Source organism: Glutamicibacter sp. GQ173 (genome assembly GCF_059759215.1).
Window position 1 is genome coordinate 80,889 of sequence record NZ_JCAXDT010000003.1, and the last position, 17,242, is coordinate 98,130.

At 58.3% G+C, this 17,242-nt stretch carries 14 protein-coding genes; 3 read left to right on the forward strand and 11 right to left on the reverse strand.

Going from position 1 to position 17,242, the window contains the following annotated elements:
* Positions 1-438: 438 nt before the first annotated feature.
* The 6 genes from AC6CHO_RS06370 to AC6CHO_RS06395 all read right to left on the reverse strand — a co-directional run bounded on the left by AC6CHO_RS06370 (position 439) and on the right by AC6CHO_RS06395 (position 7,320).
* Positions 439-690: a hypothetical protein gene (locus tag AC6CHO_RS06370; RefSeq protein WP_498214199.1), complete on the reverse strand. Its 252-nt coding sequence runs from the start codon at positions 688-690 to the stop codon at positions 439-441.
* Positions 691-1,866: 1,176 nt separating this feature from the next.
* Positions 1,867-2,190, reverse strand: coding sequence for a thioredoxin (trxA, locus tag AC6CHO_RS06375; RefSeq protein WP_498214200.1), 324 nt, complete (start codon positions 2,188-2,190; stop codon positions 1,867-1,869).
* Between the two features lie 29 nt (positions 2,191-2,219).
* Positions 2,220-3,185 (reverse strand): thioredoxin-disulfide reductase, encoded by a 966-nt coding sequence (gene trxB / locus AC6CHO_RS06380; RefSeq protein ID WP_146277170.1) that lies wholly within the window; start codon positions 3,183-3,185, stop codon positions 2,220-2,222.
* A 100-nt stretch (positions 3,186-3,285) separates the two neighbouring features.
* A complete protein-coding gene (locus AC6CHO_RS06385) occupies positions 3,286-4,911 on the reverse strand; it encodes a hypothetical protein (RefSeq protein WP_498214201.1) in 1,626 nt (541 codons plus the stop codon).
* A 125-nt stretch (positions 4,912-5,036) separates the two neighbouring features.
* On the reverse strand, positions 5,037-6,797 hold the full coding sequence (gene murJ / locus AC6CHO_RS06390; protein WP_498214202.1) for a murein biosynthesis integral membrane protein MurJ: 1,761 nt from the start codon (positions 6,795-6,797) through the stop codon (positions 5,037-5,039).
* Positions 6,781-7,320 (reverse strand): NUDIX domain-containing protein, encoded by a 540-nt coding sequence (locus AC6CHO_RS06395; RefSeq protein ID WP_022874507.1) that lies wholly within the window; start codon positions 7,318-7,320, stop codon positions 6,781-6,783. The genes murJ and AC6CHO_RS06395 overlap by 17 nt, the downstream gene beginning before the upstream one ends.
* A 124-nt stretch (positions 7,321-7,444) precedes the next feature.
* On the opposite strand from AC6CHO_RS06395, the gene AC6CHO_RS06400 reads away from it, so the two are divergent.
* From AC6CHO_RS06400 to AC6CHO_RS06410, 3 genes are all read left to right on the forward strand, one after another.
* The gene (locus AC6CHO_RS06400) at positions 7,445-8,896 is read left to right on the forward strand and encodes a CCA tRNA nucleotidyltransferase (protein WP_498214203.1); all 1,452 of its coding nucleotides are present in this window, start codon (positions 7,445-7,447) and stop codon (positions 8,894-8,896) included.
* 145 nt (positions 8,897-9,041) lie between these two features.
* Positions 9,042-9,479, forward strand: a complete 438-nt coding sequence (locus tag AC6CHO_RS06405) for a helix-turn-helix domain-containing protein (protein WP_498214204.1) — start codon at positions 9,042-9,044, stop codon at positions 9,477-9,479.
* Positions 9,476-10,330, forward strand: a complete 855-nt coding sequence (locus AC6CHO_RS06410) for an IS3 family transposase (protein ID WP_498214447.1) — start codon at positions 9,476-9,478, stop codon at positions 10,328-10,330. The genes AC6CHO_RS06405 and AC6CHO_RS06410 overlap by 4 nt, the downstream gene beginning before the upstream one ends.
* 900 nt (positions 10,331-11,230) lie before the next feature.
* On the opposite strand, the gene AC6CHO_RS06415 is transcribed toward AC6CHO_RS06410, so the two are convergent.
* From AC6CHO_RS06415 to AC6CHO_RS06435, 5 genes are all read right to left on the reverse strand, one after another.
* Complete coding sequence (locus tag AC6CHO_RS06415; RefSeq protein WP_498214205.1) at positions 11,231-12,316, reverse strand: inositol-3-phosphate synthase; 1,086 nt, start codon at positions 12,314-12,316, stop codon at positions 11,231-11,233.
* A 286-nt stretch (positions 12,317-12,602) separates the two neighbouring features.
* Positions 12,603-13,835, reverse strand: coding sequence for a DUF6716 putative glycosyltransferase (locus AC6CHO_RS06420; protein WP_498214206.1), 1,233 nt, complete (start codon positions 13,833-13,835; stop codon positions 12,603-12,605).
* An 8-nt stretch (positions 13,836-13,843) separates the two neighbouring features.
* Positions 13,844-14,857, reverse strand: a complete 1,014-nt coding sequence (locus AC6CHO_RS06425) for a hypothetical protein (protein WP_498214207.1) — start codon at positions 14,855-14,857, stop codon at positions 13,844-13,846.
* A gap of 8 nt (positions 14,858-14,865) precedes the next feature.
* On the reverse strand, positions 14,866-16,209 hold the full coding sequence (locus AC6CHO_RS06430) for a polysialyltransferase family glycosyltransferase (RefSeq protein WP_498214208.1): 1,344 nt from the start codon (positions 16,207-16,209) through the stop codon (positions 14,866-14,868).
* The gene (locus tag AC6CHO_RS06435; RefSeq protein ID WP_498214209.1) at positions 16,206-17,201 is read right to left on the reverse strand and encodes a glycosyltransferase family 2 protein; all 996 of its coding nucleotides are present in this window, start codon (positions 17,199-17,201) and stop codon (positions 16,206-16,208) included. Before AC6CHO_RS06435 ends, AC6CHO_RS06430 begins: the two co-directional genes overlap by 4 nt.
* Between the last annotated feature and the right edge of the window lie 41 nt (positions 17,202-17,242).

Here is a 17,242-nt window from a genome sequence, read left to right on the forward strand (position 1 = left end):
GGTTCCCAGACGACTCAAACCTGTAAGCGATCCCGCTTCGGCAGACAGGACGAAATCGAAAGGCAGCGTTGAAGACGCAGTGATCAAGGGGATGACCGATTTCGGGACTGGAGTCGCTGAACTGAACCAGGACTGTGGTTAGGTCGGTTCCATCTCTCGGTCCAGGTTGGCTACTGGAGAATGCCGCGGGTACCAAACGTGGGGCAGGGGGAGCGGCAGAAACTGAAACTTTGATACATCGGACTTTAGAACAGCAGCCTTTGAAGAAGCGATAGCGAGAACGCCAAAATGCGCCACGAAGCAGTTATCTCGTTTCCGAGTTCGCAATAGGCATGGGGCAAAGCGCGATCTGAACGTTGCGGAGAAGGCAGCTTGGACCTGAACAGCAACGGCGGTCGATAAATGAACTGGACTTGGCGGTCTAGTCCCGTCCTAGCTTCACTGCCACCGGCAGAAACCACCGCGCACGGCCATGGCTTGGCCAAGGTGAAGCATCCCGTCAATCAATGCGGCAGGATCACGGGGATCGATGAACACGGTGCCACACCTCGAGGCAGATACATCGCTCGTCAAGGTCAGCGTTGCGTGCTCATGCCGGATAGCGGCGACGGCGACATGATCAGCGCCAATCAGATCCAATGGGATGGCCGGCAAAAACGCACGGTACGGACGTTGGTCGTTGCCTTCCAACTACAGAACTGTTCGTTGAAGCCACCAAGCGTGGTGAAGCAGGATCGTGGCATGAGTGAGGTTTCGTAGTGCCCGTTGCATCGATCCTAGATGCCCTAGGACAGGCGCGCTCGTGGCGAGGCTACCGTTCCAAACGGGAGCCCAGGGGACACCTGAACTGCTCCGGGTCCTTGGCTTGGCAGATGTCCCTGCCGGCGTCAGGCCCGTTATCTGAATTCGACTGGTATGAAACAAGATTCACGTAGTGGCGAGGGTTCCAGATGCGAAGCATTAGGCCATAAGGATCGCGTCTGGGGATTATCTGGCGGTTCAGTTCGGCAGTCCGCTGCTCAGGCAGGACGTGGATGCCTGCTCCCGAAAATATTGCTCCGGCCCGATCAAGCGGATCTTTTCAGCGATCGTCGTCGCTGGAGAAAATGATGCATTTTTTGCAGCTCCCGCACTCGTGGCGTGTACACGTCGAACGTAGTCTTGATCGGTTTTCGGTTGCAACTGGCGAGTCTGGCCAAGACTGCGGGCTTGGTGACTATTGTGTGTAGAGGCCGAGGCCGCTTGCGATACATGCATTGGGATACCCCTCCACTACGAGCTTGCGTCGCAGGGATCGATCTTCGCAACGGATCGGCTTCCTATCCTGGAGAGTTCACTTTTCGGCTCTCCTCAGCGATCAGTATTCAACCGACAGTGTTAACTTGTTGACTCGCACGAGAAATGGCGTGCTCGAAGATTGGAAAGTCCCTTGGCGACCTTTGAACTCTGGAGGACAAAAAGTGTAGATGAGAACATTTCTCAGGCGGTGTTCTCTCCCTCGGTGGATCCAAGTTTTGATGTTTGCACATACTTGAAGTTCCAAACTCTCCGGCAAAGGGCTTAGAAGGTGTCCGCTGCTGGTCATGTCGTGTGCCGAACAGAATCAAAAATGACTTTCGTGGGAGAGGAGACCAACCTGTCAGGCGCAGGAAGGAAAATCGCTTTAGAGCCGGCCAGTGGCAGGAAAATATTGTAGGAATCATGAAAAACAACAGAATCAATTTTCATATCATCAAATATTCGTCAGATCAGGCTCAGAACTGCAGTCAGATCAAGCCTGACCCCAGCTAAGGTATGAGGAAACCTCCAGACACAGAAAAAGGGACCGGCCGACGGCCGGTCCCCATCACAGGTCTTGTGTAGGACTTACAGGTAGTCTGCGAAGTCCTTCTCGATGACAGCCTTAGGCTTGGCACCGATCGAGGTAGCAACGTGCTCGCCACCCTTGAAGACGTAAACAGCTGGGATGCTGGTGATACCGTACTTAGCGGCGATGCCCTGGTTCTCATCAACATTGACCTTGACGACGTCTACCTTGGCAGCGTGCTCTTCAGCGATCTGATCCAGAACTGGACCCAACTGGCGGCAAGGTCCGCACCACTCTGCCCAGAAATCGACGATGACTGGCTTTTCGGCATCCAGAACTTCGCTCTGGAAGGTTGCTTCAGTTACTGATTTTGCGTTGCTCATAAGAGAGAACCCCTTTCTGGGAAAACTAATTAGACGGTAGCTACAGTCTCGTTGACGTTAGCCAAGTAGTGCTCCACGTCCTGTGCAGCCGCGCAGCCGGAAGCAGCTGCGGTAATTGCCTGGCGGTAGGTGGAATCGATAACATCGCCGGCAGCAAATACACCTGGCAGCGAAGTCTTCGAGGTGCGTCCTTCGACGGCAATGGTGCCCTCGGAAGTCAGCTCGAGCTGATCCTTGACCAGATCAACACGTGGGTCGTTGCCAATGGCAACGAAGATGCCGGTGACATCCAGGGTGCTCTTGGCGCCGTTGACGAGGTTGTTCAGCTCGATGCTTTGAACCTTGTCTTCGCCGTTGATGCCAACTACCTCCGAATCCCACACGAAGTCGATTTTCTCGTGCGCCAGGGCGCGCTCAGCCATGATCTTCGATGCGCGCAGCTCGCTGCGGCGGTGCACCACGGTGACCTTGGCAGCGAACTTGGTCAGGAACAGGGCTTCTTCCATGGCTGAGTCGCCGCCGCCGATCACGGCGATGTTCTGCTCGCGGAAGAAGAAGCCGTCGCAGGTAGCGCACCAGGAGACACCGTGGCCGGAGAGGCGCTTCTCGTCGTCCAGGCCCAGTTCGCGGTAGGCGGAGCCGGTGGAGATGATCACGGTGCGGGCCTGGTAGGTGGTGCCGTCGGCCAGGGACAGGGTCTTGATCTCGCCTGCAAGGTCCATCGCGGTGACATCGTCGAAGAGGATCTCGGCGCCAAAGCGCTCGGCCTGCTTCTGCATGTTGTCCATCAGGTCCGGGCCCATGATTCCCTCGGGGAAGCCTGGGAAGTTTTCCACGTCCGTGGTGTTCATCAGTTCGCCGCCGGCGGTGACTGATCCGGCGATGACCAGTGGTTTCAGGTTCGCACGCGCGGTGTAAATCGCAGCGGTATAACCCGACGGGCCGGAGCCGACGATGATTACGTCGCGGATTTCGTCGTTCTGTGCTGATGTCACGGGGGTAGAACCCTTTCGTCCTAATAGTGCGAGGTGGATAGCGAGGCTTTACCTCACTATCCACCTCAACGTATGGCTTTGCTAAAAAATTCCGCTTCTGTTACTTGGCGGAGAACTCGCCGATTTGCAGGCCGTATGGACGGGACTCGTTGCCGCCCGAAGCCTTGCGTGGCAGGTCGGTGACGTTCAGGAAGACGTAGGAGCCTTCCATGGAGTCCTTGTCGCCGTCCTTCACGGTTACGGAAACCGATGGGCCGGAGAACGAGCCCTTGGCTACGGACTTGGCATCTCCCAGATCGTCGGAATCGCCGACCAGGATCTCATAGTCGCCACCGGTGGCATTCAGGCCGTCCAAGTTCACCTCGGAGATCGCAGCCTCGTCTTCAAGCTCGAGGATGAAGACCATGTTCGATGCGAAGCCACCGAAGTTGCTGGTGGTGTACGTGTAGGTGTTGTACGAGCTGGAGGCGTTGCCATCGATCATGTTTGACAGGGTGCCATCGGTTTCCGCATTCAACTGCTGATTGCCGGGAACCAGACGTGAAACGTCCGCAATTTCAGGCTTGGGCAGGGTCGGCTCGGTGGATTCCTCGGCCTTGTCGGTCTCCGAGGGCTGAGAGGCTTCCGTCGTTTCGCTCGGCTCGTCCGCGGTGGTGTTCTTGTCTCCACCGAGGAAGTTGAAAGCGAAGACTACGGCAAGGATCAAGACGATCAGCAGAACCGCGCCAACCAGCAGGCGGGTGCCCTTCGAGCTGCTTTCCTCTTCTTCCTCATCGGTGACGGGAGCCGCTGCACTCTGGGCAGGTACATTCTTGGCTGCTGCCGGGAAGGTCGATGCCTTGGCTGCTGCTCCTGCCGCTACGCCAGCTACTGCCGCACCGGCAATGGCTGCGCCACCCTTCTTCTTGGCCGGCTTCTGCTCTTCGTCGGCCGGATCCTGTTCTGGCTTCTTCTCGGCGGATTCGGCCTGAGGCTGTTCAGGGCGGGCTGCGGCCGGCGCATCTCCCTTGGACTGGGCAGCGGCGGCAAGTGCCGCAGTGGCGGTGACATTTGGCTCGTCGGCTTCGTCGTCCAAACGGGTGACCGCTGGCTGTCCTTCGGTAGCCGGCTGCTCGGTGGGAGTGACCGGGGTGGCGGTGGTGGCAGCTACCTGTTCGTTCGGGGCAGTCTGGTCAAACTGCTCCTCTGCGGGCTCCTCTTGGTTCTTCTTGCCGAAGCGGTGCTTCAGGCCAGCGAAGCCGCTGGAGAAGGCAGTGCCGAGCTTGCGCTGATGCTCTGGCTGCTCGTCGTCGTACTGCAACTGCTCGTAGTACTGGCTGTCGTCCTCATAGGTTTCAGGCACGGACTGGCGGGACTCGCCAAAGATCTCGGTGCCGAGGGTATCGGTGAAGAACGGCTCCACATAGGGCGCCTCATCGGATTCCAGCACCAGGTCCAGCAGATCCGAGGATCGTGCCACGTTGGCGACGAGGTAGGTCTGGTTGGCATCGGTGATGCCAAGGTCCAGGACCTGGACGTTGGAGGCGCGCTCGCCCATGGCGATTTCGCGGGCACTGGCCGCAAGCTGCGAGGAGTTATCGGTCGAAGCCACCATGATGCTGACGGATCTGTTCAGGACCTGGTCAATGCCGCCGAGTACCAAATCACCTTCAGCTGATGAAAGGACAGTCTCAGTGACCTGGTAACGGCCGCTGAGGACAGAGCCGACATCGATTGGCTGCGACACGTGCATCTCCAAGGGTTGATTGTTCTTCGGTGGTAGTACAGAGACCACCACCAGTCATGTTACCTGTCGGCGCAACCTAAATGGTGCCAATTTGCCCAGAATCACTAGCAAGTTTCAGAGGTTTCTCAGCTCTTGAATCCGGGGATTCTGCGAAGGATCGGGCCGAGGAAGCCTTGGAGCTCTGGGACCTTGGTCTTGTGCAGCAATCCGATGTAGACCACGCCCATGGTTCCGGCGACCAGAACAATCGAAATAATGGCGTTAATCAGCGAGCTGTAGGCGAAACCGAAGCTGAATCCGCCCAGCAGCCACAGCACCAGGGAACCCACCGCACCAGCGATGGTCGCCATCCAGCCCACGCGGACGTAGGTATCGATCACCGAGGTGACACCGTAGCTGCCGTAGCGGCGCTTGACCAGATAATGGGTGCCGATACAGCCGAGCACATTGGTCAGGCCGTAGATGAAAGCGATGGCCGCGGCAATATGCATCGGATCGACCAGTGCGGCGGCGGAGAAGGCAAGAAGCAGGCCGAGAGCCGCGGTGGCGGTCTGGATCAGCATTGGAGTGCGGGTATCTTCTTCGGCATAGAACACGCGCAGCATGAAGAACTGCAGGGATTTGAACGGCAGGCCCAGCGAGGTCAGGAGCAAAAGCTGGCCCAGGGCACCGGCGGCTTGGGCGGCGTTTTCCGAGGAGCCGGCAAAGAGGCGCCCCAATGGGCCGGCGAGCACAATGAACACGATGGTGCAGAAGACAATCGGGATGGCCGTGGAGCGCATGCCGCGGTTGAGCAGCTGGCCGACATCGGAGACGCGCTTCTCGGTGAAGGCCCGGGCGAAGTCGTTGAACAGCACCGTGGCCACGGTCAGGGCGAAGAGGGAATGCGGCAAGACGGTGATCAGCTGGGATGTGTTCAGCGCATACTCGCCAGCGACCGAGGCCGCCTGCTCGGCCGGCAATTGGGCACGCGCTGCGGTCGCCCCGGAGACGATCTTGGAGTACAGCAGCGAGGAGAGGTTGCCGATGACCATGGCGGCCAGCGTCCAGACCGCCAGCTTGCCCACGTGGCGCAGGCCCATGCCACGCCAGCCGAAGTCGAGGGTGAGCTTCAGCCCGCTCTTCTTCAGCGGCCAGAACAGCACCAGGGACTGCATGACGATGCCCAGGGTCGCCCCGCCAGCGAGCCACACGGTCTTCAGATAGCTCCAGTTCTGCATCGGATCGCCCGAGGTGTAGGCGCCAAAGGTGAGGATGAAAGCGCCGATGACCAGGAGCTGGATGATGTTGTTGATGGCCGGCGCCCACATGAAGGCGGCAAATCGGCCGTTGGCGTTGAGCACTTGGCCAAGGACTGCGTAGAGCCCGTAGAAGAAGATCTGCGGCAGCGACCAGTACGCGAAGGCGGTGCCGAGCACGATCATCGGTTCGGACCAGTTGTTGGTCAGCGCGGTGATTAGCGGCCTGGCGCCGAGGGTGAGCAGCAGGGTCAAGGCGCCCATCACCACCACGGTCAGTGAAATCAGCTTGGAGGTGTATGCCGCGCCTCGGTCTTTGGCCTTGGAGGCCTTGATCAGCTGGGGAATCAGCACGACGTTGAACACGCCACCGGCCAGCAGCATGTAGATGATCGTCGGGATGACGTTGGCTTTTTCAAAGATGTCGGCCACCGAGGTGACCGAACCGATGGCCATGGCTAGCAACGCTGTCCGGGCAAAACCGAGCAGGCGCGAAACCATGGTGCCCGAGGCCATCAGGGCATAGACCTTGGAGCGCGACCTGCCTTGCTGGTGATGCAGCTCCACAGGAGGTTCGGCGACGAGGTCCATGGCTCCGGTCATAGGCTGCTGATCGGCGCCGGCAGATGAATTAGGAACCTGAGTCATGCTTTGTTAGAACCTCGCGTGCCAGATCAGCGATCCGGCGCTCATTAGGGAAGGACAGGCGCTTGCCGAGGGAATCCAGGGGAACCCAGGCAACATCGACGGCTTCGTGGTCGGGATCATTCTCGATCGTCAGATGCCCGCCGGTAGCTTCCAGCAGGAAATGGTGCACGGTTTTGTGCACCCGGTAGTTTGTCACGGTGAACCAGTAGTCGACCGAACCCAATGGTGCGAGGATTCTCCCGGCGATGCCGGTCTCTTCCTCGATTTCGCGGATCGCCGCTTCCTCGTTGGATTCCACGCCCTCGGGATGCCCCTTGGGCAGGCACCATTCCAGGCGACCGCCGCGGTTGTACCGGGCGATAATTGCAACCGGAAGCTGCGGGGCGTTGAAGTCGATGACAATGCCGCCGGAAGAGACTTCTTCCACTGTTGGCAAGCTCGTGTGACCGCCCGTTGCCTGTGCGCGAGCCATTGACGCAGTCAATGGAGTGCGCTTTGGGGCAGACGGGATCGGTCGGTTCATGAATCCACTCTATCGAGAAAGTGGCCACCTTCGCTTTATCGACGTGGACAAGTAAGTTATCTCGCAAGCGAATTCAGTGCATTTTCAAGCATTTCGCCCAGATTTCTGGCACGCTTAAGTAACTATGCATGCACTTCCCTCACCTGACGCGTTGCGTCAAATCCTGCCTTCGGTCATTTTCGACTTGACCGACCGCTTCGTCACGGCAGGCCATGAGTTGTCCCTGGTGGGCGGACCGGTTCGAGATCTCTACTTGGGCCGAGTTTCTCCGGATCTGGACTTCACCACGAGCGCGCGCCCCGAGGAAACCATCAATGTGATTTCCGGATGGGCCGACAATATCTGGGATGTGGGACGAGAGTTCGGAACCATCGCGCTGAAAAAGGGCGAGCATACCTTAGAAGTCACTACCTATCGCGCTGATGCCTATGACAAGGAATCGCGAAAGCCGATTGTCGCCTTCGGCGATAACTTGCACGACGATCTGTTCCGCCGCGACTTCACCATGAACTCCATGGCCCTTCGGCTGCCGGACCTTGAGCTCGTTGACCCCTTTGATGGCGTCTCTTCCTTGAAGGACCAATCGATTCGCACCCCGGGGGCTCCGGACATTTCCTTCTCGGATGATCCATTGCGCATGATGCGCGCTGCCCGTTTTGCTTCGCAGCTGAAAATCGAAGTGAGCGCAGACGTGCGCAAGGCCATGAGCGAAATGACCGATCGCATCGACATTATTTCCGCGGAGCGCGTGCGTGATGAGCTGGTCAAGCTGATCAACGGCGCAGATCCTCGAGCCGGCATCAACCTGCTGGTCGACACCGGGCTGGCCGACAAGGTGCTGCCGGAAGTTTCCGCACTGCGCCTGGAAATTGACGAGCATCATCGGCACAAGGATGTGTACCAGCATTCGCTCACCGTGCTCGAGCAGGCCATCGCATTGGAAACCGATCAAGATGGTCCGGTTCCGGGACCCGACTTTGTGCTGCGCTTTGCCGCCCTGATGCACGACATCGGCAAGCCTGCCACCCGCAAGTTCGAACCCAGCGGCGCGGTGTCCTTCCGCCACCACGACATGGTCGGCTCAAAATTGGTCAAGGCGCGCATGCGGACCTTGCGCTTTGACAAGGAGACCACCAAGTCGGTGGCTCGCCTGGTCGAGCTGCATATGCGCTTCTACGGCTACGGGGACGCCGGGTGGACAGATTCGGCCGTGCGCCGATACGTCACCGATGCCGGAGAGCTGCTCGAGCACCTTCATCGCTTGACCCGTTCGGATGTCACCACGCGCAACCGCAAGAAGGCCGACCGCCTTGCCTTTGCCTACGATGATCTCGAGGAGCGCATCGCCCAGATCACGGAGCAGGAAGAACTCAAATCCATCCGCCCGGATCTGGATGGCCAGCAGATTATGTCAATTCTGGGAATCAATCCGGGCCCCGTGGTGGGCCGCGCCTACAAGTTCATGCTTGAGCTGCGTTTGGACGAGGGCCCGCTGGGCGAAGAGGCGGCTGTAGAGCAGCTTCGTGCTTGGTGGGAAAAGCAGCCCGAAGCCCAGAAAGCTATCACCGAAGAGTAATTGCTGGCCTGTGGAGAGTTCAGCAACAATGCCTGGCGCCGCGTGAACTGCTCCCCGAAAGTTGGACTGTAAAAGTCAACAACTTTCGGGGAGCATTTTCATGCACGCACGAAGCACACTATCCGAGTACCAACGCGAGCAACTCGTGGAACTATTCGAGCAAGGCATTGGGTATTGGGCAGCGGCATCGATGATCAAAGTTGGGGTGGATTCGGTCAAGTTCCTCTACAATCGGTGGCGATTGCATGGCAGGCTATGCCTCATGGAGAAACCAACAAAAACGCAGTATTCCTTCGAGACCAAGAAGGAAATCGTTGACCGGTTCCTTGCAGGTGAAACTGCCATGCAACTTGCCGCAGAGTTCCAGCTCAGCTCCAGAAATCATGTTGACGCTTGGGCGCGGTTATGGCGAAATGGCGGCGACGAAGCACTGAGGCCCAAGCCCAAAGGCCGCCCCAAAGGCACCGCACCTAAACCACCGTTGAGCGAAGAAGAAAAACTCCGCCAGGAAAACAAACGACTGCTAGCCCAGGTGGCTTACCTGGAAAAACTCCGAGACTTGAGGGATCAGGGGCATCGCTGAAAACCCATGCGGTTGTCACCCTCAAGTGTGAGCACGACCTCGCAGACCTGCTAGCCGTAGCAGGCCTGGCCAGGTCAACCTATTACTACCATCTGAAGTTGATGGATCAGACAGATCCGCATGCGGACCTCAAAGCCGCCATCACCACGTCGTTTGAGAATAGCAAGCGGCGCTACGGATACCGAAGGGTTCATATGGACCTTCGCGCTGAAGGCTGGAATGTTGGTATGAAGCTGGTCCGCAAGCTCATGCGGATCCTGGGGTTCCAGTCCAAAGCACGTCCGAAGCGCGGTTACAACTCCTATCAGGGTGAGCAGAGCAAGATCGCTGAGAATCTGTTGCAACGGCATTTCGACGTGGATACACCGGACACTGTTTACGTCAGTGACGTGACCGAGTTCAGGGTTGATCAGAGGAAACTGTATTTGTCTCCCATCATGGATCTGTTTGACCACAGCATCTTGAGCTACACGATTGCTTCGTCACCGACCACGATGTTCACCAGTCAGAGCTTGGCTCAGGCTTTAGGGGCGAGGGATTTCGAAAAGAAGCTGTTGGTTCATACGGATCAAGGGTTCCAGTATCAGCATCAGTCTTGGAAGGCCCTGCTGGAGGGGCATGGTGCGGTGCAGTCCATGTCCCGCAAGGGAAATTGCTATGACAATGCGGTCATGGAGAATTTCTTTGGCCATCTCAAGTCAGAGATGTTCCATGGAGAGCATTTCGCAGATTTCGAGGATCTCAAGGCGACGATTGAGGCGTACATCGATTGGTACAACACGAATCGACGTCAGGAACGACTGAAGGGTATGACACCGATGGAATATCGGTGCCATACCCTTGCAGCCTGAAGCAGGCCTATTATTTAGCTAGTCCAACTTTCGGGACCCAGTTCACGCGGTGCCAGGCATTTTTGCACCTCAAAAAAAGTTCTTAAACTTTTTGACTTAATTAGTGGCGGACCGGGTGTAATCCATGTAAGCTGAATATTGTGATTGGGAAGTCTCAATGAGACTTGCGGATCGATAAAACTTATCAGCAAAGCCTCGCGTCTGATCGCGACTGGCTTCAAATAGATTTTAGGAGGTGGAGAAACGATGAATATCACTCTGGATATTTCGACTCATCGCACATGGCGACGTGGCGGCGGCTTTATGCCTGCCGGCAATTACGGCTTTGTCTCTCCAACCTCCGGAACAGTGGTTTCCTAGACTACGGTGAATCCCACCCAGTTCCTGAGGTTGCAGGTCAGTAATCGACTCTCACCTTAGGAACTTTTTCATGTCTAGCACCCTGTACTCCTCGTCCGCTCAACGGGCAGTTCGCACCTCGGAACTTATCTTCGCTGGTCCAGAAAGCCTGAAAGCTCGCGCCGTTTCTACCACGCGCCAGGATCTTCCCTCCCCTTCAACGGTGAATGAAGGGAGGGAAAGCAAATGAGAAAGCGTCAAGACAGCAGCAAGCTGAAAAACGTTGACAGCACGGAATTCAATCGCCGAATGCGTGAGCGTGAGCTCAAGAATCACGTGCCTGTAGAAATGTACCTTCGTATTCGCTAGGTGGGCACAACGCCATTACCGTTGCCCACAAATTGAATAAGAGGTACCCACTATGATCTCGCATATTAGTGCCCAGAGGCCCGCCGGCCTGCAAGCCGGCGGGCTTCTCCGCGTCTGGGAACAGTTCCAGGTACGACAATGGGCCAGGACTAAAGTCCTGGCCCATCTTCGCGCACCGTTTAAGCGAAACGCCTAGCGTTCCACGTCGCCCCGGATGAAGGCTTCGACCTTGTTGCGTGCAGTTTCGTCATCGTACTGCTCTGGCGGCGACTTCATGAAGTAGCTCGAAGCCGACAAGATCGGCCCGCCGATGCCGCGATCAAGGGCGATCTTGGCAGCGCGCACGGCGTCGATGATGACACCCGCGGAGTTCGGGGAATCCCAGACTTCCAGCTTGTACTCCAGGTTCACCGGGGCATCACCGAAGTTTCGTCCCTCGAGGCGCACGAAAGCCCACTTGCGGTCATCGAGCCAGGCAACGAAGTCGCTCGGTCCGATGTGGACATCGTCAGCGGCCAGCTTTGCCGACGTGTTCGAGGTGACGGCTTGGGTCTTGGAAATCTTCTTTGACTCCAGGCGATCGCGCTCGAGCATGTTCTTGAAGTCCATGTTGCCGCCCACGTTCAGCTGGTAGGTGCGGTCAAGCACCACGCCGCGGTCCTCAAACAACTTGGCCATGACGCGATGGGTGATGGTTGCACCGATCTGGCTCTTGATGTCGTCGCCGACGATGGGCACGCCGGCGTCGGTGAACTTCTTGGCCCATTCAGGAGTGCCAGCGATGAACACTGGCAGCGCGTTGACAAAGGCCACGCCTGCATCGATGGCGCACTGGGCGTAGAACTTGGCGGCCTGCTCTGAGCCAACTGGCAGGTAGCAAACCAGCACGTCGACCTTGTTGTCCTTGAGGGACTGGACGATATCTACAGGCGCAGCATCGGACTCTTCGATGGTTTCGCGGTAATACTTGCCGAGTCCATCAAGGGTATGGCCGCGCTGGACCGTTACGCCGGTGGCAGGCACATCGGCGATTTTGATGGTGTTGTTTTCGCTGGCCAGGATGGCTTCGGAAAGATCGAGGCCGACCTTCTTCGCGTCAACGTCAAAGGCAGCAACGAACTGTACGTCTCCAACGTGGTACTGGCCGAATTGCACGTGCATGAGTCCCGGAACGGTGGACTCCGCGTCCGCGTTTCGGTAGTACTCGACACCTTGGACAAGAGAAGTGGCGCAGTTTCCTACGCCAACAATGGCAACGCGGATCGGATTGGCCGACACATGAGCTCCTTATTGAAATGTACAAATCTTCGGGCATTCGGGCACGTCAAACGTTTGTCCTGAAATTAGGCCCATATTGATCTTAAGTCCTAATGTGTTCAGAACATTCCCAACCTTTGCAGTTACCACCTGCTCGAAGTTCGCGGCAGAGGGCCAAAGAGTCCGTGAGGGAAGGACCCCCACGGACTCTCGCAACAATTTATGTACATCATTAAAAGGCTAGTTGATCATGACTAAGCCTGAATGTGAAGACCAGAAGGGAAGTCATTGGTGAAACTTAATTTGATCATGACAGGCTTCTGGCTCTGTGGTTGCGTGAGTGTCGGTATCCATGACGCATTTTCAGCAGCACCTTCACCACAGGCGATGGCAACGCCGTACGCAGTCGATGGCGCAGCGGCTGGCGCCGGATGAATGCCAAGACTTCCGGATCGGTACGCAGTTGTCCAGCGTTCGCCCGCCGGGCCAGGAACTCCAATGATTGAAAGAAGCTGCGATCCATGCGGTGGAAGTAGTTTTCCCGCAGCCATGCTTTGCTGGGCTCTCCGAAGTTCAGCGAAACAACATCTTCCAATTCGCCGATGATCCCGGAAGCGACAAAGACGGTATTGATCATTTGCGTGTTCACGCCGAAATCGGAAAGAACCATTGTGGGCAAGCCGCGGTCCAAGGATTCCAAAGCAGCAGTGGAAGACACAGTGACCAGGGCGCTTCCGGGAACGAGGGCCTCGCTCATGGATCCGGTATCGAACTGGATTCGTGATTCGGCACTGATCCTGTTGCGCGACTGCAGCTGCGTGAAAAGGCTGTCGTATGGATGGGCCTCGAGGTGGGTCTGCGGTTCTCCAGCCTTGGCACGGAGCTTGACCACGACCTCGAGACCCGGATTCATCTTGCTGGCCTGCTCCAGCGCAAGCAGGATCGACTCGCGCTGTTCGACGGTCTCGGGTACCTTGGCCTGCGGTGCGAAGACCAAGCGATTGATCAGCTTTTCTTGGGCTGGGGGGAATCCCGTGCAGTTCAAGAACGGGAGCTTGCTGACCATGATGGTCGGCTGATGCCCGGCATGGGATTCGGTCATGAACGAAAAGTCGCGGGCCTCGGCATGTGAATGGCAGATAAAGGCATCGCCGGCTCGACGATAGTTCCAGCCCTTCTGCGTGGCAGGGTAGGCAACACCGGGCAAAGCCGAGATCAAGGCGGTACGGCGCCCATCAACCGGTTCGGTACGCAGGATCCGCGAATAGATTTCGGCAACAACAGGACCTGTCGCTGAAGCGAAGATGATGTCTTCCTGGACCGAATCAGCTTCCAACTGCGAGAGCTGGATGACCTCGAGCATCTGCGGATCCAGATTGGTGCCTTCAAATGCCGCTGAAATCTGTTGTTCGGTGGGCATCACCGGAGTGCGCGCCAGATATACCTTGCGGTCCCATTCGGGACCCAAGCGATGCAAAAAACTTGTGGCCAGCTTCAGATAGGAATCAGAGTCGGCAATAGCAAGAACTGAGGGTTTCATTAGCGGCTTCACACCTTCAACGAACTGGATAGGTGCTCACGCAATGCGAGGTCGGTACCTTCGGTCCACCAATTATCGGGGACCGCCTGGGGATAGAGGCATCTGGAATCCGGGCCCAAAAGCAGCCGAAGGGAAGGGATCACGGTAGAAGGCAAGGCCCGGATTTCCTGCCCCGGACGCAGTACCCGCAGCCGCATTTCAATCGGGACAGTATGTTCCTTAAGGACTACCTGGTCAATCTTCGAGATCTTCTCCAGCAGTTCCGGGGTTTCACGCCGGTGCGGGAAATACGCAACCGGTCCGTCTGCGGCAATGCCCTCGATCCACCGCAAATATGGCTGCTCGTGAATCAACTGATCGGCAACCATGGCGGATCCGATGAGCAAGGTCGGTTCGGCAAAGCTCTCTGCGACCGGCTGGGTAGCCAGCCACTCGAACTTGTGCTGGGCGAACTTGATCCCCAGATCAGCCATCTTCGAGCGCGTTGCAGCATCCACAAAGAGCGCGGAAACAATCAGCAAGCGGTCTTCGCGAGCCAGCTGGCGCAAGCGATGCCAGGTGGCAAGACCCATGGCAATGCGGGCCGCCGAGTTTTTGGCTCGAGCGCGAACCAACGGGGTGGGGGAGTCGCTGATCAGCTGCTTGATCAGCGCCAAGGTGGCCAGCCCGTCATCGATGATGATGATTTCCTTGGCCTTTACCCCGGCCAGCAAGCTGCGCTGCACCTTGCCCGAGTAGGCATCGCCGGTGACATACCGGTCCGAAGAGCTCTTGGGCTGCGGAGGCTTGCGGGCCGCTGGCTCGAAGTGCACCCCGGCCGGAGCATGGTTGAGCAGCGCCTGGGTAGTGGCCTCCAAAGGCATGCCAAGGCGTGGAACAACCCGGATATCCGTGCCCAGCAGCCCTGCGGCGTGGGTTTCCACGGCGGAGAGCAGCTGCAGCGGGGACTCGACCCACACATGAGCGGTCCCGAATCGCGGACGCGGAACCTCATGGGTGTCGTGCTGGGTCAGTTTCATCATGATGAGGGTCATTTTGCCAGTCGGCTGAGGGATTTGGACAATGTTTCCAGCTGCTTCGACCCTTTTCGCAATACCCGGCGCGAGGCTCCGCGGACCCTGGACGGGAAGGTGCGGCGCGATGCCAGATGCACCCAGCGCGGCGGCAAATCCAGCTTGGTGATCCGGCGGCGCTTGAAGTGGGCGGAGAACTCGGGGTAGTGGACGCCCAGGAATTCGGCGGCAGGTTCGCGCAGCTGAGGCAGCTGGGCCGCTTGCATGCAGTAGGCCACGGCCACCAGCAGCTTCGAGAGCTGGTCATCGCCGTCGCTGTGTGCCGGAGCCGGAACGCCTTGGACAAACAGTGCGTGGATGATCGAGAGCGGAATCCGGTTTGAATTCTCATAGGGTGCCAGTGCCTGGAGCATCGCTCCGGTGCCTGCCGCATGGACATCGGTGTTCAGAATGTACTTGGCGGTGGCCAGGCCGGTGGAGAAGCAGGAGATGACCACTTCTGGCCGGGCCGAGGCGATCACGGTTTCGGCCAGGTGATCGGTGTCCAGCAGGCGGAAATCCAGGCCCATCTGCCCAGCGACACTGGCCAGCCGTGCCGCCGAGGTGGCACTTGCTGATGGATGCGCCTTGAACAGCACCGTATCCAGCCCGCGATCAAGGGCTTCCTGAAGCATCTGCACATGCAGCTCGAACTCTTCATCCGAGTCCATCAGGCGAAGGGATCCAAGGTATTGGCCAAGAATCAGCGCGCTTGAACCGGGAAGCTCGAAGTGCGCTTCCTCGGCCAGCTCGGTGAAGATCCGCTCCAGCTGCTGGGCCCGCAGGACTTTGCGGACCGGCTGAAGCTCGGCCAGCAGGTGCGGCTCCAACCCGGGAACCAGATCAACGTGGATGGTCCCCATCAAGCGCTGGCGCAGCGGCATCGGCAGCCGATTGCGGGTTGGCCCGTAGGACATCAGCCCGTCGGAATGCACCCACAGCTGGGCTTCGAAGAAGATGCGGGCCAGTGCCCGAGCCGGGTTGACTTGGACGGATTCCAGAACGAGGGTCAGCGGCTCGGAACCAAGATCCCAGGCGCTGCGCAGAAGCCGCTCGAAGATGTGCAGCTCGTCCTCGCGCGGGTTGAACTGGGAAGGTCGGCGCGGGGCAGCCAGAGCTGCGAAGTCGACGACCCGGTCGAAACGAGCAGCCAGCTTTTCAAAGCCCGGGACCTGATCCAGCGGTGTCGTCAATTCCGGGACCTGTGAACCGTTGGCCAGGACCAATACCCGTTCATCGGCATCGGGAAGCAGTCCTGCATCGGCCATCGCGGCCAGAGAAGCAAGCTGGAAGTAGCTGCTGGCTTCAATCAGTGCGATCACTTGGCGGCCCCGATCTGACCTGGCTGCAGGAAGGAGAGGATATGGCGGCGGCGGGCGACGTCCATTTCGAGTGCCACCTGGCGTGCCAAGGGCGCGTCAATGGTGGTGAACACCTGGCGCAGCTTTTGCTTCATCTCCAGGCGGACCTCGGGCGGATAGTTCTTCGCCCGTTTCTCATGATGGCACACGATCGCAAAGAACTGCCGCATGGCTTTGGGCAGGTGCCGTTCTGCATCCGGATGCAGCCGCACTTCGTTGAGGATCTGCGCGTAGGCGGGGATGAAACCCAGCTGGCGCTGGTCGAAGACCTGGGTCAGCGAACCGGGCAGGCCGCGTCGATAGAAGACCCCGGGCGAGGAAACGACCGCATATTTGCTGGTGGTCAAGTGCAGTTTCCAGAGCCACAACCGGTCCTCGGCGCTGTGCAGCTGCGAGTCGAAGTAGTACAGCTCCTGCGTTCGCATCAGCTCGGTGCGGTACATGCCCGCCCAGACGAAGGTGTAGTCCACCATGGACGGCGAATCGACCGGCTCGATATCATCGGCGGGGTCCAGCGGCATTCCTCGCAGCGCCTGCGGGGCCCGGTGAATCACGCGGTTGGTGCCGGTGACCCGCACGTGGTCGCAGCGCACGAAGTCGACATGCAGCTCGGTCAGCGACTCGGCCAAGGTCATCAGGTGCTCGCAAGAGTACCAGTCGTCAGGGTCGAGGAAAGTGAAATATTCGCCGGTGACCTGCTCCAGCCCGGCATTGCGGGCCGCGGACACCCCGGAGTTCTCGGGCAGGCTGATCAGCTGCAGGCCCGGTAGCCGGTCCTGGTAGCTGCGCACCAGCGCGGCCGTCTGGTCGTCGGATGCGTCATCAACCACGAGCACTTCCAGCTCCCAGCGTCCCAGCTTTTGCCGGGTCAGCGATGAGAGAGCATCGCAAATAAATGCTTCTTGGTTGTAGGCGGGGATAACCACGGAGATGCGCCCGGGGATCAAGTCCATGTCTTCTTCTCGGCCTTCCTTATGCAGACATAAATAAACGG